The sequence below is a fragment of the Roseobacter insulae genome (assembly GCF_019375555.1).
Classification (GTDB): domain Bacteria; phylum Pseudomonadota; class Alphaproteobacteria; order Rhodobacterales; family Rhodobacteraceae; genus Roseobacter; species Roseobacter insulae.
Genome location: NZ_JAHXDN010000001.1, coordinates 927276 through 952461 on the forward strand (window position 1 = coordinate 927276; position 25186 = coordinate 952461).

Sequence of the window (25186 nt, forward strand, 5' to 3'; positions counted from 1 at the left end):
GGGAGAAACGGGAGAACGCGCAATGGCTTTTCTTTTGGGTGTCGACACGGGAGGCACATATACGGACGCCGTGGTGATCCGGGACGAAGAAGAGGTTGTGGCCTCCGCCAAGTCGCTGACAACCCGGTCTGACCTGGCAATTGGCATCGGCAATGCGGTCTCCGCGGTTCTGGCGGCATCCGGTATCGCGCCGGCCGATATCGCCATGGCCGCCTTGTCGACCACATTGGCCACAAACGCCCTTGTCGAGGGGCAGGGCGAGCGGATTGGGCTGATCTACGTCGGGTTTGGAGACGCGGATATCGCCGCGCATGGGCTGGCGGACGCGCTGAACGGTGACCCTTATCTGGTGTGCGCCGGGGGGCATGATCATGCGGGTGCGCAGGCCCGGCCATTGGACGAGGCCGCGATCCGGGCCTTTCTGGCGGCCCAGAAGGATGCGGTGAGCGGGTTTGCCGTGGCCGCCCGGTTTGCCACGCGCAATCCGGAACATGAGACGCGCGTTGCAGCGCTGGTCGCGGATATGACCGGCTGCCCGGTGTCGTCGTCGCATCAGCTTTCAGCGCGGCTGAACGGGCCGAAACGTGCGGTGACCGCTGTGCTGAATGCCCGCCTCATCGGGATGATCGACCGCCTGATCAGCCGGGCGGAAACGCGGCTGAGTGAGCTTGGGGTGGGCGCACCGTTGATGGTGGTGCGGGGCGACGGGGCGCTTATCTCTGCCGATCAGGCGCGCGCGCGGCCCATTGAAACGATCCTGAGCGGCCCGGCGGCCTCCATCGTCGGGGCGCGCTGGCTGACGGGGGCCGACCGGGCGGTGGTCAGCGATATCGGCGGGACGACGACGGATGTAGCGCTGTTGCAAGACGGCAAACCGGCCATTGATCCTGCCGGCGCTCAGGTGGGTCCCTATAGGACGATGGTCGAAGCGGTGAAAATGCGCACGACCGGTCTTGGGGGCGACAGCGAAGTGCGCGTGATCAGCGAAGGCCTGCAGGGGGGCGTTGAGCTTGGTCCGCGGCGTCTTGTCCCGGTGTCCCTGATGGCCGTGGACGCGCCGGATGTCGTGCATGCGGCGCTGGATACGCACCTGCGCAACAGCGTTGCGGGGGACATGGATGCGAGGTTCGTGCGCAGGGTGCCGGGGCAGGCCGACCAGGGGCTGGGACCGCGTGATGCCCAGATGCTGGAACGCATCGGGTCTGGTGCCAGGCCCTTGGGGGAGGTGCTGCGGGCACGGATCGATACCGGGGCGCTGCGGCGTCTCGTGGATCGTGGGCTGGTGCAGCTGTCGGGTGTGACACCATCGGACGCGAGCCATGTCTTGGGAAATGTCGCGGCCTGGGATGCCGCGGCGGCGGAGAAAGCGCTGCGGCTTACGGCGCGCAAGCGGACGGGGTCGGGCGGCGCTCTGGCGGAAACGGCGCAGCAGATGGCCCGGATCATCGTCGACCGGCTGACCTACCAGACCGCGCTGGCGCTGTTGGAGGCGGCCATCGCGGAGGAGGACGAGGCCTTTGGGGGGTCGCCCCGGGATCTGGCGCGGCACGAATTAATACAGCGCGGGCTGGCAAACCATCGCGGGATCTTGCGCATTGATGCCGGGCTGAACGTGCCGGTTGTCGGGCTCGGGGCATCGGCCGCGAGCTATTATCCCGCGGTTGGAGACGCTGTTGGAACCGAAATGATCCTGCCCGTCCACGGCGATGTGGCCAATGCGATTGGCGCCGTGGTCGGGCGTATCACGATGCGGCGCAGCGGCTCGGTGACGTCTCCGGGCGAGGGCGCATACCGCGTCCATCTGGACACCGGGCCGCTCGATTTTGCCGATAAGAACGACGCGCTGCGCAGGTTGCAGCAGTTTTTATCCGCGCGGGCAGAGGAGGAAGCACTGGCTGCCGGCGCGGCGGATATCCAGATCACCGTCACGACGGACGAGCGGCGCGCCACGGTGGAGGCCCGTGACGTGTTCATCGAAGCCGTCCTGACGGTCGAGGCCACGGGCCGGCCGCGCGTGGCCTCAGGCTAGGCCCGCAATTTCTGGGACGCCAGACGCGCGGCAGGCTCGATGCGGCTCAGCGAGCCGTCCTCGCCGATTTTGAAGGACGCGGTGATCTGGCCCAGGGCCGCGACTTCGTTCGCGAGCAGCTGGGTGGCAGCATTGGTTTCTTCGAACATGGCGGCATTTTTCTGAGTGACGTCATCAAGGTTGCTGATCGCCGATGTGATCTCGTCCAGCCCGCCCGATTGCTCCGATGCGGCTGCGGCGATGTTGCCAACCATATTGGCCACATCGGCCACGAAGGTCTCGATTTCCGAGAGGGATTCACCTGTTTTCGACACCAGCCCGACGCCTTGCTGCACCTGTTCTGCCGAGGTTGAAATGAGCTTGGCGATCTGGGTGGCCGCTTCCGAGGAGCGTTGCGCCAGCGCGCGCACTTCGGAGGCCACGACGGCAAAGCCGCGCCCCGCTTCGCCCGCGCGCGCCGCCTCGACGCCTGCGTTCAGGGCCAACAAGTTGGTTTGAAACGCAATATCGTCGATGACCTCGGTGATCTTGGAAATTTCCGACGAGCTGCTGGAGATTGCATCCATCGCCTCGCGGGCGTCACTCATCACACCCGACCCGGCGGAGGCCCGGGCCTTCGTCTTCTCCACCACACCGCGCGTGTTTTCCGCGATCTCGGCGGTCGATTTGACGGAGGCGGCCATCTCGGTGATGGCGGCGGCTGACTGTTCCAGCGCCGCGGCCTGGCTTTCGGTCCGGCTGGAGAGCTCGTTGGAGGCGTCGGAAATCTCCGTCGTGCCCGCGCTGATCCTTTGAGTGCTTTGCAGGACGGATTCAATCGTTTCCTTCAGCTTTGTCTGGGTGTCGTTGAAATCCATTTTCAGCGCCATGAAATCTTCGGAGAAATGATCTGTGATCTGCTCACTGAGATCGCCGCGCGCCATCCGGTTCATCGCACTCTTCAGCACGCCTATGGCGCGCCGCCGCTCGGTCACATCCTGCGCGTATTTGACAACCTTGTATGGCTTGCCATCCGGTCCGAGAACCGGATTGTAGGACCCAACCAGCCAGATGGTCGAGCCGTCCTTGCGGCGGCGTTCGACTTCGCCGGAGATGATTTCGCCGGCGGCCAGCCGTTCCCAATGTGTCGCATACTCCTCGCTGCCGGCGTCCGTATCTTTCATGAAAATCCGGTGATGTTTGCCTTTGATCTCTTCCAGACTGTAACCCACTGCATCCAGGAACAGCTGATTTGCGGTTAGGATTTCGCCGGTAAGTTTGAATTCGATACAGGCCTGTACCTGGCTGATTGCGTCAACCTGCTCGTTGGAACGCCGACGCCCCGAAACGTCGGTGGCGAATTCCACCACACCCGTCTGTGTCCCGTTACCATCGCGGATCGGCGCATAGCTGCATTGCAGCCATTTCTGGGTGCCGTCCTTCGTGAAACGCTCATAACGACCGGACTGGAATTGCCCACCGGCAACGGAGGACCAGAAATCCTTGTAATCGTCAGATTTCTCATAAAGGGGGTTGAGCAGCTTTCGATGGGTCTGGTTCATCAGCTCCTGTTCGGAATAGCCCAGCATGTTCAGGAACTTCTCATTCACCTCGACAATTGTGCCGTCAAGACCATAGACGACCTTGCCCTGTGCCCGCGAGATCGCATCCAACTGGCTTAACAGATGCGCGGTTTTGGAAGAGGACGCCTGAACGCTTGCGGTAATGTCATGCGCGATCTTCATGACCTTGGTCAGCTGGCCCTGCCCGTCGGTGATCGGCAAATAGGTGGCGGACAGCCAGATATCATCCCCATCCCTCGTGACGCAATGCACTGTTTCGGAATGCGCTTGCCCGGGCTGCACACTGACGATACGCTTTGATGTGCCGCTGCGCGCCGGATCACCCTCGGCCAGAAACATCGTGTGCGGCTTGCCGATGATTTCCTCTTTCCCGTACCCGGTCACCTTGCAGAACATCGGGTTTGCATCCAGCACGATACCGTCGGGATCAAACCATGCAATCGCATGGCTACCGCCCAATGCCTCAAGGAGAATTCCGGTTTCTTCAGCGGCTTTCGCCTTGCGTTTCCTACCACCAAAAAAGGACTTCATCGGGCTCTCCTGTTTATCACCACTTGGTGTTAATCAGAGACCCTTAAGAACAGATTTACCCATACCGGATTCCCGCCCGCTTTCGGGGCGGGCGGGAGCCAGCGGTTATTCGGCGGCCTGAACGTCCTTGTCACGCCGTGGCAGCACCCAATCGGCCCGTGGGAAATGGCAGGTATAGCCATTCGGGATGCGCTCCAGATAGTCCTGGTGTTCAGGCTCGGCTTCCCAGAACGCGCTGGCGGGCTCGACGTCGGTGACCACCTTGCCGGGCCAGAGACCCGATGCCTCGACATCCGCAATCGTGTCGCGGGCGACCTGATGCTGATCTTCATCCACGTAGTAGATCGCGGATCGGTAGCTCAGCCCCACGTCGTTGCCCTGACGGTTGAGAGTGGTCGGGTCATGGATCTGGAAAAACAGCTCCAGCAACTGGCGATAGCTGATCTGTGCCGGGTCAAAGATGACCTCGATCCCCTCGGCATGGGTGCCATGGTTGCGATAGGTCGCATGCGGAACATCGCCGCCGGTGTAGCCCACGCGGGTGGCGATCACGCCGGGTTTCTTGCGGATCAGGTCCTGCATGCCCCAGAAACACCCCCCCGCCAGTACTGCGCGCTGATGGCTCATGCCACGTCCTCCACCTGATCGAGATATGCGCCGTATCCCTCGGCTTCCATGTCGTTGCGATGCACGAACCGCAAGGAGGCGGAATTGATGCAATAGCGTAACCCGCCCCGATCGCGCGGGCCGTCGGGGAACACGTGACCGAGATGGCTGTCGCCGTGAGCGGAACGGACTTCGGTGCGGATCATCCCCAGGGAAGCATCCCGCAGCTCGGTCACATGCGCAGGCTCGATCGGCTTGGTAAAGCTGGGCCAGCCGCACCCGGAATCGTATTTATCCGCGGAGGCGAAGAGCGGCTCTCCGGACACGATATCGACATAGATCCCCGGCTCCTTGTTCCCAAGCAGCGCGCCGGTGCCGGGCCGTTCTGTGCCGTTCTGCTGGGTGACGCGGAATTGCTCCAGCGACAGTTTGGAGATCGCCTCTTCGGACTTCTCGTATTTGGGCATGATCCACTCCTTTTGACCTTTCCATATTAAATGGGACAAAGCCCGGCGAATGAAAGGGGAAACTATTCTGACGCCGTTCACGTGTCTTTGAGCACAATCGCCCTAAATCGAAGAAGAGGCCATAAGGAGAGAGCTGTGAAAACCCTGATCGCATTGATCTTCAGCCTGGTGAGCGCGCAGGCGGCGCTCGCTGGCATTTCCGCCCATACGTTTGCCTCCATTGACGGGGGCACGCTGAACACGGGCGATTGGGCCGGCCAGCCCGTGCTGGTGGTGAATACCGCCTCGCAATGCGGGTTTACCGGCCAGTACGACGGTTTGCAGGCGCTTTACGATACCTACCGGGATCGGGGTCTGGTTGTCCTGGCGGTGCCGTCGGATGACTTCAACCAGGAACTGGCGAGCGCGGCGGAGGTCAAGGAATTCTGCGACTTGAATTTTGCGCTTGATCTGCCGATGACGGATATCACGCCGGTAAAGGGCGCCAGGGCGCATCCCTTCTACCGGGAGGTCGCTGCGGAGACCGGTTTCACGCCGCGCTGGAACTTCAACAAGGTGCTGATCGCCCCTGACGGAGACGTGGTGGAGACATGGGGCGCCGCGACGAAACCGCAGTCCGCCAAGGTGACCCGGGCGATTGAACGTTTGCTGAAATAGCCGGTATGGCGCTAGGCTCCCGGCAAATGGGAGCATGGCGATGCGCGAAGAAAAACCCGACCTTGACACTGCCTATGCGCTTGAGACGCCCGATGACAATCGCGCGCTTTACGCAGGCTGGGCAGAGACCTATGACGCTACCTTTGCGCAGGAGATGGATTTTCTCATGCCCGGGCATGTGGCACGCCTGTTTGACGGACATGGCGGCGACGGCCCGGTGCTGGACGCAGGCGCGGGGACCGGGCTGGTGGCCGGAGAAATCCTGCGCAGGCGGGCATGTGACATAGACGCCTTCGATCTGTCTGCCGAGATGCTGGCGGTGGCGCGCTCCAAGGGGTTTTACCGGCGGACTATCGAAGGGGATCTGACGGCACCGCTCCCCTTTGCCACCGGCAGCTACAATGCCGTCGTGAGTTCAGGCACCTTCACGCATGGTCATGTCGGGCCGGAAGCGCTGGATGAGCTGTTGCGTGTCGCGGCACCTTGCGCCCTGTTTGTTCTGACCATCAAAACGGAGCACTATGACACGCGCGGGTTTGCCGGGAAGTTCGCGGCCCTGTCACCGGCCATTACCGGGTTCGAAACTGTTCAGTTGCCAATTTACGGCCCCGGTGCCACGGGTGATCACAAGGATGATCAGGGGGTGATCGCGGTCTTTCGAAAGGCGTGATCCCTAGACGCCGCCGCGCCATACGAGCTTGCTGTTGCCCCCTTCAAGCCCGGGGCTGATGCCATAGGCTGTGCGGTAACTCTTGGAGAAATGCGATAACGATTTGAAACCGCAGGCCACGCAGACATCGGTGACCGAGAAGTCGGTTTGCCGCAGCAGATCCCGCGCCTTTTCCAGCCGCAGCCGAAGGTAGTGCCGCTTGGGCGACAGGCCCACGTATTTTGCAAAGAGCCGTTCGAGCTGCCGCGTCGACAGGCCGACGATCTGCGAGATTTCATCGGGCGTCAGCGGGTCCTCGATGTTGTTTTGCATGATCTGCATCGCCGTGGCGAGCTTGGAATTGCGCACCTGCGCGCGCGCCTGCAGCACCGTGCGCTGGGCATGGTCGGGCATCCGCGGGTCGGTATAGACCATCTGATCCGCCACCCATGTCGCCAGGGTGGCCCCGTAGTCTGATTTGATCCGCTCCAGCATCATATCCATCGAAGCGGCACCGCCGGCAGTGGTAAATACCCGCCCGTCGATGGCAAAAATCGCGTCATCCATGATCACATCGGGCAGGACCTCTGTCAGCGCGGCGCGATACTCCCAATGCGTGGTGACGCGCTTGCCGGTGATCAGCCCGGCAAGCGCCAGCACGTATGTGCCCGACGACAGGGCTCCGAAATCCATGCCACGGCGGACTTCGCGCCGCAGCCAGTTTATCAGCTTCCGGCTGACCATGTTGCCGACATCCTCGCCCGCGCAAACCACGATCGTCTCATCGCGCGCCAGTTCCGTCAGCGGGCCGTCCACGGCCGTTGTAACACCATTGTAGGCGGGCACCGGCGCGCCTGTCTCACTCAGCAACCGCCACCGGTAATAGCTTTTGCCCGAGGGGTTGCGGTTGGCAAGGCTCAGGGCTTCGAGCGCGCAGGCAAAGCCCAGCTGCGAATAACCGGGGATCAATACGAAGGCGTATAGTTTGGGCGCGTCTGGCGGAGTCATCTGGTGGTCTGCCGGGTCTGGTCAGGGGTGGCTGACCCTGAGCCTAGCCATAAATACTTGCCGCTGGATAGCAGAAACTAGCTTTTCGACTGGCGCGACAGCTGGACGGCCAGAATGCCAAGGGTGATGATCGCCACGCCGAGCACATCCTGCCCCCCGAGGGCTTCGCCCAGCAGCAGCGCCGCGACCGCCACGCCCAAAAAGGGATTGAGGAAATGAAACGTCGCCGCCCGTGTCGCGCCGATGCGGTTAACCAGCCAGAACCACACGAAGGTTGCGGCCAGCCCCGGCACAAGCGTGGTATATAGAAAGGCCAGCGCCAGCGGCCAGCTGGGCGACACGCGCGGGGTTTCAAAAAGCGCGGTGGCGAGGGCCAGTGCCGCGCAACCGACCAGCATCTGCAGCCCGACGATCATCAGGAAGTTGCCGCCGGATGTTGCCCCGCGCACCGACAGCGTGGCAATCGTGAGCGCGACGACTCCGATCCCGCAGAGCATGAGGCCAAAGAGATCAACCCCGCCGGTGATCCGCGATCCCATGATCAGGGCGACGCCGATCACGCCCGCAACCAATCCGGCGGTGGTCAGCGGTTTCAGGCGTTCGCCCAGAAACGCCCATCCAGCAAGCGCCACCAGCAGCGGCATCGTCGAGGCGATGATCGCGGCGACCGAGGCCTGAATGGTCTGCATCGCCACGAAATTGAGCCCGAGATAGACGGCATTCTGCAAGATGCCGAACACGATGGTGGCGCGCCATTGTGCAGGAGTCAGGTGCCACGACTGGCCCAAAGCGCGCGCGATCGCAACGCCCAGCAGGCCAGAGCAGAGATAGCGCAGGGTCAGCGCCGCCAGGGGCGAGGCATCTGCCACGATGATGCGCGCCGAGGTGAAGGCCGAGGACCACATCATGGCGAAGGCGAGCCCAGCGAGGATTGCGCGGATGTCCATGGGAGCCTTTCTGACCGGTCGTGCCGCGCGACCATTTCTCAATTCGCGGCCAAGGGCAAGGTGTCGGTGCGGGCTTTGTCCTCTGCGCCGGAGACGGGCGATGGACAATCCTGTCGAGCTGTCTAAACTTCCCGCATAGGTTTAACTTACGGAGACACGTCATGTCCGAAAAGATGCTCGACGACACCAGCAAGGCCCCGGAGAAGACCGGTGACGGGCGCATTGAAGCGCTGTTTTTCAAAAGCCGTAACGTGATCATCACGGGAGAGATCACCGACAAGCTGGCCCATAGCACGGTAACGCATATGCTGGCGCTGGCCGAAGAAAGCGACGATCCGATCAACCTTTATATCTCCTCGCCCGGCGGACATGTCGAAAGCGGGGATATGGTGCATGATGTCACCAAGTTCATCCGACCCAAGGTGCGCACGATCGGATCGGGGTGGGTGGCGAGCGCCGGTGCCCTGATCTTTGTCGGCGCGGCGGCGGAGAACCGTTATTGCCTGCCAAACACGCGCTTTTTGCTGCATGAACCGCGCGGCGGGATCGGCGGGCAGGCCACCGACATGATGATCCAGGCCGAGCAGATCCGGATCATGCGTGCGCGGTTCCACAAGCTGTTTGCGGAGGCGACCGGCCAGACCCCGGAAAAGATCGCCGAGGATACCGGGCGCGATTTCTGGCTGACAACGCAGGAAGCCATCGACTACGGGCTGGTGGGCCGGGTGATCTCGTCCATTGACCAGCTGGGGTAGGTCTCGCGCGCCGATCCCGCCCCGCAAGAAAAAAGGGCCGCCCGAAGGCGACCCTTTGAAGTCTGACGCAAGCGGCGGTTAGCCGTTCACGCTGTCCTTGAGCGCTTTGGCGATGGTCATCTTGACCACCTTGTCCGCGTCTTTTTTGAATTGCTCACCGGTGGCAGGGTTGCGCACCATGCGCTCGGGGCGTTCACGGCAGTAGATCTTGCCAACGCCGGGCAGGGTGACAGCGCCGCCGCCGGAAACTTCCCGCGTGATCAGGTTGCAGACGGCTTCGAGCGCAGCACCTGCGGATTTCTTGTCCGTATCCATTTCGTCGGCCAGTGCCGCGACGAGCTGGGTCTTTGTCATTGGTTTTGCCATGTTCTTGTTCTCCTTCGCTGCCCGAACAGTTGGGCCTCATTTCCGAAATCTACCCGGATGTTGTGTATGAACACAACGATTAGTAGAGGTTTGCAAGGAAAAACATGCAAAATTAACCTATTTTCTTGGGTTTTGACGCCTCAGAGGAAGGCAGTCTCCTCAAAGGAACGCAATTTCCGACTGTGGATACGTTCCAGCGGCATCGTGCGCAAGCGCTCCATCGCGTGAATTCCGATCATCAGATGCCGTGCCACTTGCGTTTTATAGAAGTCAGAGGCCATGCCGGGCAGCTTCAATTCGCCATGCAGCGGCTTGTCGGACACACACAGCAGCGTGCCGTAGGGGACCCGGAACCGGTAGCCGTTTGCGGCGATCGTGGCGCTTTCCATATCAAGGGCGACGGCGCGCGACTGGCTGAGCCGCTGCACCGGGCCGGACTGGTCGCGCAGTTCCCAGTTGCGGTTGTCGATGGTGGCCACCGTGCCCGTCCGCATGATGCGCTTGAGCTCGTAGCCTTCCAGCGCGGTGACCTGCGCCACCGCCTGTTCCAGCGCGATCTGGATTTCCGCCAGCGCCGGGATCGGCACCCAGACCGGCAGATCGTCGTCGAGCACGTGATCCTCGCGCAAGTACGCGTGGGCCAGCACGAAATCTCCCAGGGCCTGTGAGTTGCGCAGACCGGCGCAGTGTCCGACCATCAGCCACGCGTGCGGGCGCAAAACGGCGATGTGATCGGTCGCGGTCTTGGCGTTCGACGGCCCGACGCCGATGTTCACCAGCGTGATGCCCGAGCCATCCTCGCGCTTCAGGTGATAGGTGGGCATCTGCGGTGTCTTCACCGCGTCGGGCAGCGGCGCGTCCCCGGACGTGATGGTGGCATTGTCGGTGGACACGAAGGCGGTGTAGCCGGACGCGGGGTTATCCAGCTGCTCGCGGGCGTAGGCTTCGAACTCGGAGACATAGAACTGGTAGTTGGTAAAGAGCACGTGGTTCTGAAAATGTCCCGCATCGGTGGCGGTGTAATGCGAGAGGCGCGCCAGCGAATAATCGACCCGTTGCGCCGTGAAGGGGGCCAGCGGGCCGACATCATCCGGGGAGACATAGGTGCCATTCACGATGTCATCATTCGTTGTCGACAGGTCGGGCACGTCGAAAAAGTCGCGCAGGGTGAATTCGGCAGCCCCTTCCTGCGGCACGGTGATGCTGGCGTCATTGGCCACCGCGAAATGCACCGGCATCGGGGTCGCGGAGGCGCCAATGCTGACCGGCTGGTCGTGATTCTCGATCAGCAGGGCAATCTGCTGGGTCAGGTAGCTGCGGAACAGATCGGGCCGCGTGATGGTGGCTCGGAAACTGCCGGGGGCCGATACATGGCCATAGCTGAGGCGGGTATCGACCTGTGCAAAGGTGGAGGTTTTAAACAGCACCTCGGGGTAGAATGCGCGCACGCGGGACGCCGGCGCGCCATCCTGCATGGCAGTGATGAAGTGCTTGCACAGGAATTCTGTGGCTTGGGCATAAAGCTGTTCCAGCCTTGCAACGGCGGCCTTCGCGTCGTGGAATTCTTCGGTTGCGGGGACGTCCGGCGTCTGGATATTTGTCATGAAAGAGGCTCAATTACTGGAATGAAGTCAAAGCTGCGCACATCCACCAATCCAAGGTCGGAGATGCGTAGCTCGGGGATCACCACGAGGGCGAGCAGCGAATGCTGCATGTAAGCGTTGTTGAGGGTGCAGCCGCAGTCCCGCATGGCCTGCATCATCCTGTCCGCCTTGGCAGCGACGCGCGCGGCGGGGCTGTCCGACATCAGGCCCGCAATGGGCAATTCGACCAGGGCAAGTTCGGCCCCATCCTTGAAGATCACGATGCCGCCGCCGACGTCGCCAAGACGGTTGGCGGCCATCGCCATATGTTCTGCATCCGTGCCGACCACGATCATGTGGTGACTGTCGTGTGCCACGGTGGAAGCCATCGCCATGGGACCTTCGTAGCCAAAGCCGGAGACAAAGGCGTTTGTTACCGAGCCGGTGGCGCGGTGACGTTCGACAAGGGCAATCTGGCAGACTTCTCCAGTGGGCTGCACCCGGCCTTCCGTCACCGGCAGTTCGAATTGCAGCGCCTTTGTGGGCGCCTGATTTTCAACGACGCCAATGACGTTTGCACGTACCGCGTTGGCCCCTTTGGGGGCGGGAATGGCAAAGTCTTCCGCGGTCAGGGTTTTGCCCATGTGCACGGTTTGCCGGGCCTTGGCCGGCCAGTTGTAATGCGGGCAATCCACGAGGCAGGTGCCGTTTTCGGCCACGATCCGCCCCCGCGCGATGACCGTTTCAATCGGAAGCGATTTGAGATCGGATGTGAGGACAACATCCGCGCGCCTGCCCGGTGTCAGTGAGCCGATCTCGCGCTCCAGCCCGAAATGCGTGGCGGTGTTGATCGTGGCCATCTGCAGGGCCACGACAGGGTCGCAACCACAGTCGATCGCTTGGCGCACCACGCGGTTCATATGGCCGTCGTTGACCAGCGTGCCGGAGTGGCAGTCATCGGTGCACAGGATCATATTGCGCGGATCGAGACCTTTTTCCGTGATCGCGGTGATTTGGGTTTCTACGTCGTACCACGCCGACCCCAACCGGATCATTGACCGCATCCCCTGACGCATCCGGGCGATGGCATCGGCCTCGCAGGTGCCTTCGTGATCATCCGCCGGCCCCCCTGCGACATAGCCAGCGAAGGCCGGGCCAAGATCCGGGGAGGCATAGTGCCCGCCTACGGTTTTACCGGCGCGCTGCGTTGCGGCCATCTCGGCCAGCATCTTGGGGTCGGCAGTCGACACGCCGGGGAAATTCATCATCTCGCCCAGCCCGATGATCCCGGGCCAGCCCATTGCCTCGGCCACGTCTTCCGCCGTGATCTCGAAACCCGTTGTCTCCATCCCCGGGGCCGACGGCGCGCAGGAGGGCATTTGCGTGAAGATGTTGACCGGCTGCATCAGGGCCTCGTCATGCATCATGCGCACACCTTCCAGCCCCAGCACATTGGCGATTTCATGTGGGTCGGTGAACATCGAGGTGGTGCCATGGGGAATGACCGCGCGGGCAAACTCTGCCGGGGTCAGCATCCCCGATTCGATATGCATGTGGCCGTCACAGAGGCCCGGGATCATGTAGCGGCCCTCGGCCTCGATGATCTGCGTGTCCGGTCCGGTGCAGTGGCGTGCATCCGTCACAACACAGGCAATCCGACCCGCAACAATGGCGATGTCATGGCCATCCAGAACTTCCCGGGTATGGACATTGACCCATTTGCCGCCTTTGATCACGGTGTCGGCCGCGCCGCGCCCGGTGGCGACGGCGATCAGGTCAGCTGCGGAATCGGGCCATGAGGGAAAAGATGCATGCGTCATGTCCCTAGGTGCCACGGGTTTTGGGGATGTTCAAGCGGGGAGGACGCGTGATGGACTACGAAAAAGTGTCGGCAGAGGATTTCGGCAAGTCCTTGCGCGGGATCGGACTGAACCTGCTGGTGCGTGATGTCCGCGCGACAAGCGCCTTTCTGGAGGTCTTGTTTGATATGGGTATCCACCGGTTAAGTGATGATTTCGCGATTGTGACCTACGGCGACGAGGTCTTTCAACTGCACGGCGACGGGACATATCACGCGAACCCCCTGCTGAGCATCCTGCCGGAAAACCCGCCCCGTGGCGCCGGTATCGAGGTCCGGCTTTACGACACCGACCCCGATGCCGCCGTCGCCAGGGCGGACTCGCTTGGCGCAATGATCCTGCAACCCCCGACTGACAAACCCCATGGCCTGCGCGAAGCCTATATCCTGTGCGACGACGGCTACGCTTGGGTTCCCAGCCGACCATTGTAGAAAGCCTTCAGTTCCGACTTGAACCATTGGGTGAAGGCTTCGGCAGCGGGCATGGTCTGGGCGCGCGGCGACCGGATCAGGTAGTAGGCTTCCTGCATTGGCGCACGGTGGGCAAAAGGCGCGATGAGGTGTCCGGCCTCGATCAGGCCGCGCGTGATCGCGTCATGCCCCAGCGCCATGCCGCCGCCGGTCAGCGCCACCGACAGGGCGATTGAATACGTCGTGGCGTAGGTCACAATCGGGTCGGGCCACGGCAGGGCCTGCTCCTCCGCCCAGACGGCCCAGGTGCCCATCATGTTGGAGCAATCATAAAGCGGCTGCCGGGCCAGGGTCTCCAGCGTGACGGGATAGCCGGGCGCGCAGACGGGATAGTAGTGATCGGTCGCCAGAAGCTCTGCATGCACCTGGTCGGAGGGGCGCAGTGAATAGCGGATTTCAACATCCGCGCCCTCCGCCATGTCACGGGCTTCCCAAAGCTCGGTCGAGATATTGATCTGGACCTCGGGATGCGCGCGCCGGAACCGGGGCAGGCGCGGGGCGAGCCACTGGATCGCGAAGGTGAGATTGCACTGCACCTGCAGGACATCCCCTTCGTTCCGGGTCAGCGCCCGCGTACCATGCGCCAACGTACGGAACGCATCGCGCACGACGGGCAGGTAGCTGATGCCGGTCTGGGTCAGCTCCAGCGCCCGCGGGCGTCGGTGAAAAAGCGGGCGCCCCAGGAAGGCTTCGAGAGACTTGATCTGCTGGCTCACCGCGCTCTGAGTCATGTTCAGATCACGGGCAGCCCCCGTGAAGCTCAGGTTTCGGGCCGACGCTTCGAAGGCGCGCAACCAGTTCAGAGGCGGCAAGTCAGCCATTATAACCAATGCATAAGTTGAACTTATGGACGGCTTACGTTTTTTTCGTTGGTCAAGCAAGACAGTTGGGTGTTGTCATATCCCCGATCATTGGAGGAGTGCCGGATGCCCGTGACTGATTTGCGCCCGAATATGGAGAACTGGCAGGACCGTGTGGACCTTGCCGCCGCCTTTCGCTGGACGGTGCGGCTGAACATGCATGAAGCCGTTGCCAACCATTTCAGCCTTGCGATCAACGAGGACGGAACGAGGTTTCTGATGAACCCCAACCAGATGCATTTTTCGCGCATCAAGGCGTCCGACCTGATTGTTGTCGATGCCAATGATCCCAAGGCGCTGGAGGGCCCGGATGCGCCCGACCCCACGGCCTGGGGATTGCACGGCGGATTGCACCGCCATTGCGCCCATGCACGCTGTGCGATGCATGTACATTCGCCCTACGCCACGGCCTTGGCAGCGCTGGCGGACAGCCGTCTGCCGCCCGTGGACCAGAACGCCTGCACCTTCTTCAATCGCTATGTGATTGACGAGAACTACGGCGGTCTTGCCTTCGAGGAAGAGGGGGAGCGTTGCGCGCAATTGTTCGATGACCCGAAAAAGAAGGTCATGATCATGGGGAACCACGGGATCATGATCATCGGTGATACCGTCGCGGATACGTTCAACCGTCTCTACTATTTCGAGCGGGCCTGCATGACCTACATCATGGCGTTGCAGACCGGTCAGCCGCTGCGTGTCTTGCCGGACGAGGTGGCGGAAAAAACCGCGCGGGAACTGGAAGAATATCCCGAACAGGATGCCCGTCATCTGGCGGAGCTCAAGGCCGTTCTGGACGCGGAGGGATCGACCTATGCCCAGTGATGCCGAAGCGCGCGAGGCGGGCCGCTGGAATTTCCGCCCGCAGGTTCCGCTGGCGCAGAATCCGCTGTTTCAATGGCCGCCGAAGCCACGCGCCATCTTTCGCTGGTACGCGGCCTTTTGGCTGGAAATATCGACCACCACCTTATGTTTTGTCATTGCCGTGGCGGCTTATTTTCTGATCCTGCCGGAACTGGCGGAGATGCAGGTGCTGGGCTGGGGATGGGTTGCAAAGGTCTGGCTTGCCAATCTGGTGCCGCAGGTGATTTGCGCCGGCACGCTGCACTACTGGTTGATCATGCGCAAGGGCCAGGGCACCCAGACGAAATACGACCCGCGCGATCAGGCGCGCGATAACGGCACCTTTACCTTCGGCAATCAGGTCCACGACAACATGTTCTGGCATATCGCCAGCGGTATCACGCTCTGGACCGCCGCGCAGGTGGGGGTGTTCTGGGCAATGGCCAACGGCTATGCGCCCACGCTGCTCTTTCCCGGCAACCCGGTCTGGTTCGTTGCGTTTTTCGTGCTGATCCCGATCTGGTCGAGCTTTCATTTTTACTGGATTCACCGCGCGCTGCACTGGCCGCCGCTTTATAATGTGGCGCATGCCCTGCATCACCGGAACGTCAATGTGGGGCCGTGGTCGGGTATCTCGATGCATCCGGTCGAGCATGTGCTTTTTTACACGAATTTCCTCATTCACCTCGTGGTGCCGAGCCACCCGCTGCATGTGCTCTTCCATGGTTACGTGCAGTCGACACACCCGGTGTTTTCGCATTCCGGGTTCGAAGAGATCATCGTGGGCGACAAGCGGCAGGCCAAGGCCGGGGTGTTTTTCCACCAACTGCACCACCGCTATTTCGAATGCAACTACGGCACGGTCGAGATGCCGTGGGACCGCTGGTTCGGCAGCTACCATGACGGTTCGGCCACGGCCACGGATGAAACGCGTGCGCGCAAGAAGCAGATGTATACATGAACTACGGGTTGAGTGACGAACATCACATGATCGCGGACACGGTCCGCGCCTTCGTGGAAAAGGAGATCTATCCGCATGAAGAGCTGGTCGAGCGCACCGGGGAGGTGCCACAGGAGATTGCACAGGAGATAAAGCGCAAGACACTGGCGTTGGGGTTTTACGCGTGTAACTTTCCTGAAAGCGTTGGTTGCGCCGGGCTGAACCATCTGGAATTCGCGCTGGTGGAACGGGAACTGGGGCGCGGCTCGATGGCGCTCAACCACTTCTTTGGCCGCCCGCAAAACATCCTGATGGCCTGCGAAGGGGATCAGGTGGAGCGCTACCTGATGCCCGCCGTGCGGGGCGAGCGGATGGACGCGCTGGCGATGACCGAACCGGGTGCGGGTTCAGACGTGCGGGGCATGAAATGTGCGGCCCATCGCGAGGGTGGCGATTGGGTGGTCAATGGCACCAAGCATTTCATCTCCGGTGCCGAACACGCGGATTTCATCATTGTCTTCATCGCAACGGGCGAGGACCAGACCGATAAGGGCCCCAAGAAACGCATCACCGCCTTTCTGGTTGATCGTGGCACGCCGGGGTTCACCATCCGGGACGGTTACAAATCCGTCAGCCACCGGGGGTACAAGAACATGATCCTCGATTTCGACGATTGCCGCTTGCCGGATGCGCAGGTGCTGGGCGAGGTCGATGGCGGCTTCGAGGTGATGAACACCTGGCTTTATGCCACGCGGATCACCGTCGCCACCATGTCCGTGGGACGCGCGCGCCGGGTCTTTAACTATGCGCTGACCTATGCTGCCGAGCGGGAACAGTTTGGCCAGAAGATCGGCAAGTTTCAGGGCGTGAGTTTCCAACTGGCCAACATGATCACGGAAATCGACGCGGCGGACCTGCTGACGCTGGCAAGTGCGGACCGGCTGGACAAGGGGTTGCCCGCGAACCGCGAGATTGCCAGTGCCAAGCTCTATGCCTCCGAAATGCTGGCGCGGGTGACCGATGCGGCGATCCAGATACATGGCGGCATGGGCCTGATGGATGACTATCCGCTGGAGCGGTTCTGGCGCGACGCGCGGGTGGAACGTATCTGGGACGGCACCAGCGAGATACAACGTCACATCATCAGCCGCGACCTTTTGCGCGCTCTGGGCGCCTGAACCGACCATGGGCAAAGACCTGTCGCGCCTGTTTCAGCCACGGTCAGTCGCTGTGATCGGCGGCGGCGCGTGGTGCCGGCAGGTGATCCGGCAGGCGCATAAAATGGGCTTTGCCGGGCGCATCCATCTGGTGCATCCGCGCGGCATCAGCATCGATGGCGTGCCAGCGGTCGCCGACCCGGACGATCTGCCCGACGTCCCTGATGCCGCGTTTATCGGGGTGAACCGCACCGCCACGGTTGACACCGTGCGCCGGCTGTCGGCCATGGGGGCAGGCGGCGCTGTGTGTTTTGCATCCGGGTTCTCCGAGGCATCGTCCGAAGATCCGGGCGCGCGCGATCTGCAGGCGACGCTTGTTGCTGCCGCCGGTGCGATGCCGATCCTCGGGCCCAATTGCTATGGTTTCATCAATGCGATGGATGCCGCGCTTCTGTGGCCTGATCAACACGGGTGCAACCGGGTGTCGGGGGGTGTCGCGATCCTCACGCAAAGCTCCAACATCGCGATCAACCTGACCATGCAGTTGCGCGGCTTGCCCATCGCTTTCATCGCGGCCTGCGGGAACATGGCCCAGACCAGCCAGGCCGAAATCGCAATGGCGCTGCTGGAGGATCCGCGCATTACCGTGATCGGCCTGCATGTCGAAGGGTTCGGCGATACTGCCGGGTGGCACGCGCTGGCGCTCAGGGCGTATGAAAAAGGCGTCCCTCTGGTGGCGCTGAAAGTGGGTGCATCGGATCAGGCGCAGCGCGCGACGGTATCTCATACGGCCTCGCTGGCGGGGAGCGATGCCGGGGCCGACGCGCTGATGCAAAGGTTGGGTATTGCGCGGCTGCACGACCTGCCGAGCTTTCTGGAAACGCTGAAACTGCTGCATTGTAACGGCCCGCTGGAGATGCCAGCCCTGTCCTGCATCAGCTGTTCGGGGGGCGAGGCCAGTTTGGCGGCGGATACTGCGCGAGGGATGGGCGTGCATTTCCCCCCGCTGGAAGAGGCGCAGAAAACGGCATTGTCCGGGGCGTTGGGTCCTCGGGTCGCCCTGTCCAACCCGCTGGATTATCACACCTATATCTGGGGCGACGTTGCCAAGATGACCGCCGCCTGGATGCCGATGGCGGCATCTCACATCGGTCTGCTGATTCTGGTCGTCGATTACCCCCATACCGATGCCGGTGACTGGTCAGCGGCGACGGAGGCCGCCATTGCCGTGCGTCACATCGCCGGTCGGCCCGTCGCCGTGGTTGCCACTCTGCCGGAGCTCATGCCGCCGGAGGTCAGCGCCGCGCTTATGGCCGCCGGGGTCACGCCGATTTGCGGGCTGCGGGAAGCGATGCTGGCTGCCGAGTCGGCAGCCGCTCTGCAACCGCCACAACCCGTGCCACCGCTTGCACCCGGTACTGACCGTGCCGCCGCGCTGCTCAGCGAAGCGGCGGCCAAGGCGCTGTTGCGGGACCACGGTGTCGATATTCCGCGACATGTGGTTGTCGCCGACACGGGCCAGTTCTCCCGCGCGGATGACCTGAGCGCCCCGCTGGTTCTGAAGGGGCAGGGCCTTGCGCATAAGTCAGAGGCGGATGCGGTGCATCTGAACCTGTCACACACCGATCTGGCACAAGCCGCGCAACGCATCGACGCAAAGAGCTTTCTGGTCGAAGAGATGGTGCAGAGCGCGGTTGCGGAGCTGCTGCTTGGCGTGGCCCGTGACCCGGCCCATGGTTTCGTGCTGACCCTGGGGACGGGCGGCGTGCTAACGGAGCTCTGGCAGGACAGCACGTCGCTGCTTCTGCCGGTCACCGGGGCGGATGTACGCGCGGCGCTGACCCGGTTGAAAACCTACCCGCTGCTGACAGGGTACCGTGGCAAACCCGCCGCGAGCATCGACGCGATTGTCGAGGCAACCATGGCGCTGCAGGCATGTGTCATTGCACATCATGACCGGATCGCGGAAGCTGAGATCAACCCGCTGATGTGCACGCCAACCGGGGCCATAGCAGCAGATGCGCTGATACTGATTGCCGCGGATGATAAACCGTAAGGAGAGCCAGATGGACCCGATCAAAACCACCCGGAAGGGCGCTGTTCTGCAGGTCACGCTCGACAGGCCCAAGGCCAATGCCATCGACCTGCAGACCTCGCGGATCATGGGCGATGTGTTTGCGGGGTTTCGCGACGATCCGGACTTGCGCGTTGCCATCGTGACAGGCGGCGGCGACAAGTTTTTTTGCCCCGGCTGGGATTTGAAGGCGGCCGCGGATGGCGATGCGGTCGATGGCGACTACGGTGTCGGTGGTTTTGGTGGGTTGCAGGAGTTGCGGGCGATGAACAAGCCGGTGATTGCCGCCGTCAACGGGATCGCCTGCGGCGGGGGGCTGGAACTGGCGTTGAGTGCGGACATGATCCTTGCGGCGGAACATGCAACATTTGCCTTGCCTGAAATCCGGTCGGGCACTGTCGCGGATGCGGCATCGGTCAAGCTGCCCAAGCGGATCCCCTACCACGTCGCGATGGAGCTCTTGCTGACCGGGCGCTGGTTCGATGCGAAAGAGGCCAAAGGATGGGGGCTGGTCAATGAAATTTTGCCGTCAGCAGAGTTGATGGAACGCGCCTGGGCCTTGGCGGAACTGCTGGCCTCCGGCCCGCCGCTTGTCTACGCGGCGATCAAGGAAATCGTGCGCGACGCCGAGGATGCCAAGTTTCAGGACAGCATGAACCGGATCACCAAGCGCCAGCTGGAAACGGTGGATCGGCTTTACGCCTCCGAAGATCAGCTGGAGGGCGCGCGCGCCTTTGCCGAGAAACGTGATCCGGTGTGGAAGGGCCGATAGCCCCCAACCGGGTGCGGGCCTTGCGTCCGCGCGCTTGTCCGTCCACCTTGGTGTCATGACGCAGACACTCCTTTCCATTGGTCACGGTTTCAGCGCCCGGGCGCTGGCCAAGCGCCTGCTGCCGCAGGGCTGGCGCGTGATCGGCACCACCCGCAGTGAAGACAAGGCCGCGGAGATCGTGGCCACGGGGGTCGAGCCGCTGATCTGGCCGGGGTCCGATTTGGGGCCGGCGCTTGCGCAGGCCGATGCGCTGCTCGTATCGGCTGGGCCGGACGCAGACGGTGACCCGACGCTGCGCGTACTGCGCGATCACATTGCGGCTGCGGCGCCGCATCTTGGCTGGGTCGGGTATCTGTCCACCACCGGCGTTTACGGCGATCACCAGGGCGGTTGGGTGGACGAGGCATCCCCCCTTGCCCCGTCAACCAGGCGCGGTCAGGCGCGGGTCGCGGCGGAGGCTGAATGGCAGGCAATCGCAGGGCTGAAACTGCATATTTTTCGGCTCGCCGGCATCTACGGGCCGGGGCGTGGACCTTTTGCCAAGGTGCGCAAGGGCACCGCACGCCGGATCATAAAGAAGGGGCAGGTCTTTTCGCGCATTCACGTCGACGACATCGCGCAGGTGCTGGAAGCGTCGATTGCGCAACCGAACCCCGGCGCGGTCTACAACCTGTGCGATGACGACCCCGCACCGCCGCAGGATGTGATTGCCTATGCCGCTGAACTGTTGGGGCTGCCACTGCCGCCCGCCGTGGATTTCGAGACCGCCGAGATGACGCCGATGGCGCGCAGTTTCTACGCCGAAAGCAAGAAAGTACGAAACGATCGGATCAAGAAAGAGCTGGGTATCGTGCTGAAATACCCCGATTACAGAGCGGGATTGCAGGCCATGAAGGACGCGGCTGAGCCATAACAACCGCAGCTTGCGGCGCGTTGGAAGGGAATAGGTGCCGGTGCTCCCGCAGGATATCGCCCCAACCCCGAGCAGATCTGGTGTGCCGGTAAGGGCCACGTGATTTGCGCTGTGGGGCCGCCAGCAAACTGTGATATAGCCGGAGCGTCTGATTGGCCGGAGAATGGGCGGTGATACGCGATTACGTTTCTGTAAACCGGGACATCTGGGATGCCGATGCCGTCAATTGGGTGACCGTCGGCGAACGCCTCTGGCGCGCCGAGACCCCCGAATGGGGCAACTGGGGCAACTCCGAGGCGTCCTTGAAATTGCTCCCGACGGATATGACGGGCCAGGATGCCATCGAACTTGGATGCGGGACAGCATATGTCTCCGGCTGGATGGCGCGGCGCGGCGCGCGCGTTACCGCAATCGATGTCTCACCCGGTCAGTTGGAAACCGCACGCCGACTGGCGGTGCACAACGGGGCGGACATCACCTTCATTGAAGGAAATGCCGAGGAAATCGGCTTGCCCGATGCGTCGTTCGACTTCGCGATTTCCGAATACGGTGCGGCAATCTGGTGCCCGCCGGACATGTGGTTGCGCGAAGCATGGCGCTTGCTGCGTCCGGGAGGGCGGCTGGTATTTCTTGGGAACCATCCCATGGCGCTCGTGTGTTCACCCGCCGACGGTTCACCCTGCGACATGACCCTGCATCGGCCCTATCTTGGCATGTGGGGCGCGGATTGGACCAAGGTCGAAGTCGAACCAAGCGGCGTGTGCTTCAACCTCACGATTTCCGCCTGGATGGCGTTATTTGCCGACATCGGATTTACCGTCAGCAGGTATCAGGAGATCTTCGCGCCGGATGGGGCGACCGGAGTACGGGGTGCAGTTCCGGCGGCATGGGCCCAGAGATACCCGGTCGAGCAAGTCTGGCATCTGGACAAGCATCAATGACTGCTTTGCCCGGAGACTGAGCTTTTCCGCCCCCTCTCACCTCCGCTTCAGAGCGCTGCATGGGCATTCTGTCACGCCCGTGCCTCGCCGATCTGGGCGACCCCGAGCACGCCGAGAACCTTGCTTTCGATATCGGCGGCATTCATCCCGGCCACGGCATACATATCCGCCGGGCTGGCCTGATCGATGAAGATGTCCGGCAACACCATGGAGCGATACTTCAGACCGCTGTCGAACACACCTTCTTCTGCCAGTAACTGCGCGACGTGGCTGCCGAACCCGCCTACCGCCCCTTCCTCGATGGTGATCAGCGCTTCGTGATCCGCCGCCAGAGTCAGGATCATATCTCGGTCAAGCGGCTTGGCGAAACGTGCATCGGCCACCGTTGGCGTGATGCCCCTTGCCGAGAGCGCCTCGGCCGCCTTTGCCACCTCGGCAAGCCGGGTCCCAAAGGACAGGATCGCAACCCGTGCCCCTTTCGAGATGATCCGCCCCTTGCCGATCTCCAGAGGCGTGCCACGCTCGGGCATCTCCACGCCCTGGCCTTCGCCACGCGGAAAGCGGAAGGCGATGGGCCCCTCATCATGGGCAGCGGCGGTGGCGACCATGTGTTTAAGCTCGGCCTCGTCGGCGGCGGCCATCACGACGAAACCCGGCAGATTGGCAAGATAGGCGATGTCAAAGGCCCCGGCATGGGTCGCCCCATCGGCGCCTACAAGGCCCGCGCGGTCGATTGCGAAGCGCACGGGCAAGCGTTGAATGGCCACGTCATGCACCACCTGATCGTAACCGCGTTGCAAAAAGGTCGAATAGAGCGCGCAGAAGGGCTTCATGCCGCCCGCCGCAAGCCCGGCTGAGAAGGTGACGCCATGCTGTTCCGCAATGCCCACGTCAAAACAGCGGCTGGGGTAGCGCTCGGCAAAGAGGTTGAGCCCGGTGCCATCGGGCATCGCCGCCGTGATGGCGCAGATCTTGTCGTCTTCGGCGGCTTCCTGCAGCAGGCTGTCTGCAAAGACGCGGGTGTAGCTCGGGGCGTTGGAGGGGGCTTTCTTCTGCTCTCCGGTGATGACATCGAACTTGGCGGTCGCGTGGCCCTTGTCGCGCGCGGTTTCGGCCGGTTCGTAGCCCTTGCCCTTTTTCGTCAGAACGTGGATCAGGATCGGACCCGTTGCGCGTGCCTTGACCGTGCGCAGCACCGGCAGAAGCTGGTCCATGTCGTGGCCGTCAATCGGCCCCAGGTAGGAAAAGCCCAGCTGTTCGAAGAGGGTTCCGCCAACCGCCATGCCCTTGAGGATATCCTTGGCGCGCTTGGCCCCTTCGCGGAACGGTTCCGGCAGCAGGCTGACCGCGCCTTTCGCGGCGGCCTTGAAATCCTGAAACGGTTCCTCGGCATAAAGGCGGCTGAGGTAAGTCGACATCGCGCCCACCGGCGGGGCAATGGACATGTCGTTATCATTCAGGATGACGATGAGGCGCTTTTTCAGATGGCCCGCATTGTTCATCGCCTCGTATGCCATGCCTGCGCTCATCGAACCATCGCCGATCACCGCAACGGCGTCGCCCAGACCTTCGGGCACCACACCGCCGAGATCACGCGCCACCGCGAACCCCAGCGCAGCGGAGATGGAGGTGGAGCTATGCGCCGCGCCAAACGGATCGTAGGGCGATTCGCTGCGTTTGGTGAAGCCGCTCAACCCGTCCTTCATGCGCAGGGTGCGAATGCGGTCCCGACGTTCCGTCAGGATCTTGTGCGGATAGCACTGGTGACCCACGTCCCAGATGATCTTGTCGCGCGGTGTATCGAATACCGCATGCAGGGCGACGGTCAGTTCCACCACGCCCAGACCCGCGCCAAGATGCCCACCCGTCACGGAAACGGCAGAGACCGTTTCGGACCGCAGTTCATGCGCCAATTGGGTCAGCTGACGGTCGGACAGTTGCTTCATATCGGCAGGCCGGTGGATGGTATCCAGCAAGGGCGTGTCAGGTCTGTCTGATGTCATGTTCGATCTCTCAATGCGCGCGGGTCACAACGAAGCGCGCAGCTTCTTTTAAGGTGTCGGCGCGGTTTCCGTAACCCCCCAGGCTGTCGCAGGCTTCCTCGACCAGATCGGCGGCGCGCGCCCGGGCGGCCTCCAGCCCCAGCAGGGATACGAAGGTGGCTTTGCCGGCATCCGCATCCTTGCCGACAGCTTTGCCCACGGTCGCACTGTCGCCCGTCACGTCAAGCACGTCATCCGCGATCTGAAAGGCCAGCCCCAATGCGCGGGCATAGGTTTGCAGCGCGGTGGTGTCGGCGCCGGCCATACAGGCACCTGCGGTTGCCGACCATTCGATCAGCGCCCCGGTCTTGCCCCGCTGCAGGGCGGTGATTTGATCAAGGGTCAGCGGGTTTTGCGTGGTCTCGGCCGCGATATCCAGCGCTTGCCCCAGCACCATGCCCTGCACCCCGCCGGCGCGGGCCAGCCGGAGGGCAAGATCGGCGCGCACGCGCGCGTCCGGGCTGGTCTCTTCATGGCTGACCAGTTCAAAGGCGAGTGTCTGAAGCGCATCGCCTGCAAGGACGGCTGTGGCCTCGTCCCATTTCCTGTGCACGGTTGGCAGGCCGCGTCGCAGGTCGTCATCGTCCATGCAGGGCAAATCGTCATGAACCAGTGAATAGGCATGCAGCGCCTCGATGGCGGCTGCGGGCCAGATCGCGCGGCTGGCCTCAACCGCGTGCAGCCGCGCGCTTTCCAATACCAGAAATCCACGCAGTCGTTTGCCGCCATGGGTCGCATGGGCCATGGCCCGAACGACCGGCACGTCATCCAAAGCGCCAAGCACCAGATCAAGGTGATGTTGAATGGCCCGAGCGCAGGCGCTCAGACGGTCGGCAAACATGGTCAGAGCCCTTCGACCGGCTTTGTGCCCGTTGGAGAGCCGTCACCGTCAAGCGTGATCGCGGCGACTTTTTCCTCCGCTTCCTTCAGCTTGGTCTCGCAGCGGGCTTTCAAAGCGGCGCCCCGTTCGTAAAGCGCAATGCTTTCGTCCAGCGCCACGTCACCGCGTTCCAGCTGGCCCAGCACTTTTTCAAGCTCCGCCATGGCCTGCTCGAAACTCATGTCATCTACGGGGGTGTCCGTCATCGCGCCGATATCCTGTCTTAAAAACGTGCCCGGACCTTAGCGCTCTTGGGCCCGCGTTGCCAGAGCGCCCGA

24 protein-coding genes are annotated in these 25186 nt (G+C 62.5%); 12 read left to right on the forward strand and 12 right to left on the reverse strand.

What is annotated here, in order from left to right; translation table 11 throughout:
* Nucleotides 1–22: 22 nt before the first annotated feature.
* Nucleotides 23–2029 carry a hydantoinase/oxoprolinase N-terminal domain-containing protein gene (locus tag KX928_RS04490; protein ID WP_219499456.1) on the forward strand — a complete coding sequence of 669 codons (2007 nt, stop codon included), beginning with the start codon at nucleotides 23–25 and terminating at the stop codon, nucleotides 2027–2029.
* Here the strand turns inward: KX928_RS04490 and KX928_RS04495 are convergent.
* From KX928_RS04495 to msrB, 3 genes are all read right to left on the reverse strand, one after another.
* The gene (locus KX928_RS04495) at nucleotides 2026–4122 is read right to left on the reverse strand and encodes a methyl-accepting chemotaxis protein (RefSeq protein WP_219499458.1); all 2097 of its coding nucleotides are present in this window, start codon (nucleotides 4120–4122) and stop codon (nucleotides 2026–2028) included. The genes KX928_RS04490 and KX928_RS04495 overlap by 4 nt on opposite strands.
* Before the next feature lie 105 nt (nucleotides 4123–4227).
* Complete coding sequence (gene msrA, locus KX928_RS04500; protein WP_219499460.1) at nucleotides 4228–4749, reverse strand: peptide-methionine (S)-S-oxide reductase MsrA; 522 nt, start codon at nucleotides 4747–4749, stop codon at nucleotides 4228–4230.
* Nucleotides 4746–5195, reverse strand: a complete 450-nt coding sequence (msrB, locus tag KX928_RS04505) for a peptide-methionine (R)-S-oxide reductase MsrB (protein ID WP_219499462.1) — start codon at nucleotides 5193–5195, stop codon at nucleotides 4746–4748. The genes msrA and msrB overlap by 4 nt, the downstream gene beginning before the upstream one ends.
* Nucleotides 5196–5330: 135 nt before the next feature.
* Between msrB and KX928_RS04510 the strand changes: the two genes are divergently transcribed.
* Nucleotides 5331–5852 carry a glutathione peroxidase gene (locus KX928_RS04510; RefSeq protein WP_373274784.1) on the forward strand — a complete coding sequence of 174 codons (522 nt, stop codon included), beginning with the start codon at nucleotides 5331–5333 and terminating at the stop codon, nucleotides 5850–5852.
* 40 nt (nucleotides 5853–5892) lie between these two features.
* Nucleotides 5893–6522 (forward strand): class I SAM-dependent DNA methyltransferase, encoded by a 630-nt coding sequence (locus tag KX928_RS04515; RefSeq protein WP_219499465.1) that lies wholly within the window; start codon nucleotides 5893–5895, stop codon nucleotides 6520–6522.
* 3 nt (nucleotides 6523–6525) lie between these two features.
* Here the strand turns inward: KX928_RS04515 and KX928_RS04520 are convergent, their stop codons facing one another.
* Both KX928_RS04520 and KX928_RS04525 read right to left on the reverse strand, forming a co-directional pair.
* A complete protein-coding gene (locus KX928_RS04520; protein WP_219499467.1) occupies nucleotides 6526–7509 on the reverse strand; it encodes a GlxA family transcriptional regulator in 984 nt (327 codons plus the stop codon).
* Nucleotides 7510–7586: 77 nt separating this feature from the next.
* Nucleotides 7587–8456: a DMT family transporter gene (locus KX928_RS04525; protein ID WP_219499469.1), complete on the reverse strand. Its 870-nt coding sequence runs from the start codon at nucleotides 8454–8456 to the stop codon at nucleotides 7587–7589.
* Nucleotides 8457–8617: 161 nt separating this feature from the next.
* On the opposite strand from KX928_RS04525, the gene KX928_RS04530 reads away from it, so the two are divergent.
* On the forward strand, nucleotides 8618–9211 hold the full coding sequence (locus tag KX928_RS04530) for an ATP-dependent Clp protease proteolytic subunit (protein WP_219499471.1): 594 nt from the start codon (nucleotides 8618–8620) through the stop codon (nucleotides 9209–9211).
* A 78-nt stretch (nucleotides 9212–9289) separates the two neighbouring features.
* Here the strand turns inward: KX928_RS04530 and KX928_RS04535 are convergent, their stop codons facing one another.
* The 3 genes from KX928_RS04535 to ade form a co-directional block, all read right to left on the reverse strand.
* The gene (locus KX928_RS04535; protein WP_219499473.1) at nucleotides 9290–9577 is read right to left on the reverse strand and encodes an HU family DNA-binding protein; all 288 of its coding nucleotides are present in this window, start codon (nucleotides 9575–9577) and stop codon (nucleotides 9290–9292) included.
* A gap of 140 nt (nucleotides 9578–9717) precedes the next feature.
* Nucleotides 9718–11181 carry an AMP nucleosidase gene (locus KX928_RS04540; RefSeq protein ID WP_219499475.1) on the reverse strand — a complete coding sequence of 488 codons (1464 nt, stop codon included), beginning with the start codon at nucleotides 11179–11181 and terminating at the stop codon, nucleotides 9718–9720.
* On the reverse strand, nucleotides 11178–12980 hold the full coding sequence (gene ade / locus KX928_RS04545; protein ID WP_219499477.1) for an adenine deaminase: 1803 nt from the start codon (nucleotides 12978–12980) through the stop codon (nucleotides 11178–11180). The genes KX928_RS04540 and ade overlap by 4 nt, the downstream gene beginning before the upstream one ends.
* Before the next feature lie 50 nt (nucleotides 12981–13030).
* On the opposite strand from ade, the gene KX928_RS04550 reads away from it, so the two are divergent.
* Nucleotides 13031–13450, forward strand: a complete 420-nt coding sequence (locus KX928_RS04550; RefSeq protein WP_219499478.1) for a VOC family protein — start codon at nucleotides 13031–13033, stop codon at nucleotides 13448–13450.
* Here KX928_RS04550 and KX928_RS04555 read toward each other — a convergent pair.
* Nucleotides 13420–14310, reverse strand: coding sequence for a LysR substrate-binding domain-containing protein (locus tag KX928_RS04555; protein ID WP_257883513.1), 891 nt, complete (start codon nucleotides 14308–14310; stop codon nucleotides 13420–13422). The genes KX928_RS04550 and KX928_RS04555 overlap by 31 nt on opposite strands.
* 105 nt (nucleotides 14311–14415) lie before the next feature.
* Between KX928_RS04555 and KX928_RS04560 the strand changes: the two genes are divergently transcribed.
* The 7 genes from KX928_RS04560 to KX928_RS04590 all read left to right on the forward strand — a co-directional run bounded on the left by KX928_RS04560 (nucleotide 14416) and on the right by KX928_RS04590 (nucleotide 21986).
* Nucleotides 14416–15171: a class II aldolase and adducin N-terminal domain-containing protein gene (locus tag KX928_RS04560; protein WP_219499479.1), complete on the forward strand. Its 756-nt coding sequence runs from the start codon at nucleotides 14416–14418 to the stop codon at nucleotides 15169–15171.
* Nucleotides 15161–16150 (forward strand): sterol desaturase family protein, encoded by a 990-nt coding sequence (locus tag KX928_RS04565; protein ID WP_219499480.1) that lies wholly within the window; start codon nucleotides 15161–15163, stop codon nucleotides 16148–16150. Before KX928_RS04560 ends, KX928_RS04565 begins: the two co-directional genes overlap by 11 nt.
* Entirely contained in the window at nucleotides 16147–17307 is a 1161-nt protein-coding gene (locus KX928_RS04570) for an acyl-CoA dehydrogenase family protein (RefSeq protein WP_219499481.1), read from the forward strand. The genes KX928_RS04565 and KX928_RS04570 overlap by 4 nt, the downstream gene beginning before the upstream one ends.
* Before the next feature lie 7 nt (nucleotides 17308–17314).
* Nucleotides 17315–19342, forward strand: a complete 2028-nt coding sequence (locus KX928_RS04575; protein ID WP_219499483.1) for an acetate--CoA ligase family protein — start codon at nucleotides 17315–17317, stop codon at nucleotides 19340–19342.
* 10 nt (nucleotides 19343–19352) lie between these two features.
* Nucleotides 19353–20132: a carnitinyl-CoA dehydratase gene (locus KX928_RS04580; protein WP_219499484.1), complete on the forward strand. Its 780-nt coding sequence runs from the start codon at nucleotides 19353–19355 to the stop codon at nucleotides 20130–20132.
* A 55-nt stretch (nucleotides 20133–20187) separates the two neighbouring features.
* Nucleotides 20188–21045: an SDR family oxidoreductase gene (locus tag KX928_RS04585; protein WP_219499486.1), complete on the forward strand. Its 858-nt coding sequence runs from the start codon at nucleotides 20188–20190 to the stop codon at nucleotides 21043–21045.
* Between the two features lie 170 nt (nucleotides 21046–21215).
* Nucleotides 21216–21986, forward strand: a complete 771-nt coding sequence (locus tag KX928_RS04590; protein WP_219499488.1) for a class I SAM-dependent methyltransferase — start codon at nucleotides 21216–21218, stop codon at nucleotides 21984–21986.
* Between the two features lie 71 nt (nucleotides 21987–22057).
* Here KX928_RS04590 and dxs read toward each other — a convergent pair whose 3' ends face one another.
* From dxs to KX928_RS04605, 3 genes are read right to left on the reverse strand one after another with little or no spacing between them, the layout of a single operon-like run.
* Nucleotides 22058–23989, reverse strand: coding sequence for a 1-deoxy-D-xylulose-5-phosphate synthase (gene dxs / locus KX928_RS04595; RefSeq protein WP_219499490.1), 1932 nt, complete (start codon nucleotides 23987–23989; stop codon nucleotides 22058–22060).
* Between the two features lie 10 nt (nucleotides 23990–23999).
* The gene (locus KX928_RS04600; RefSeq protein WP_219499492.1) at nucleotides 24000–24869 is read right to left on the reverse strand and encodes a polyprenyl synthetase family protein; all 870 of its coding nucleotides are present in this window, start codon (nucleotides 24867–24869) and stop codon (nucleotides 24000–24002) included.
* Nucleotides 24870–24871: 2 nt separating this feature from the next.
* Nucleotides 24872–25114, reverse strand: a complete 243-nt coding sequence (locus KX928_RS04605) for an exodeoxyribonuclease VII small subunit (RefSeq protein WP_219499494.1) — start codon at nucleotides 25112–25114, stop codon at nucleotides 24872–24874.
* Nucleotides 25115–25186: the final 72 nt, after the last annotated feature.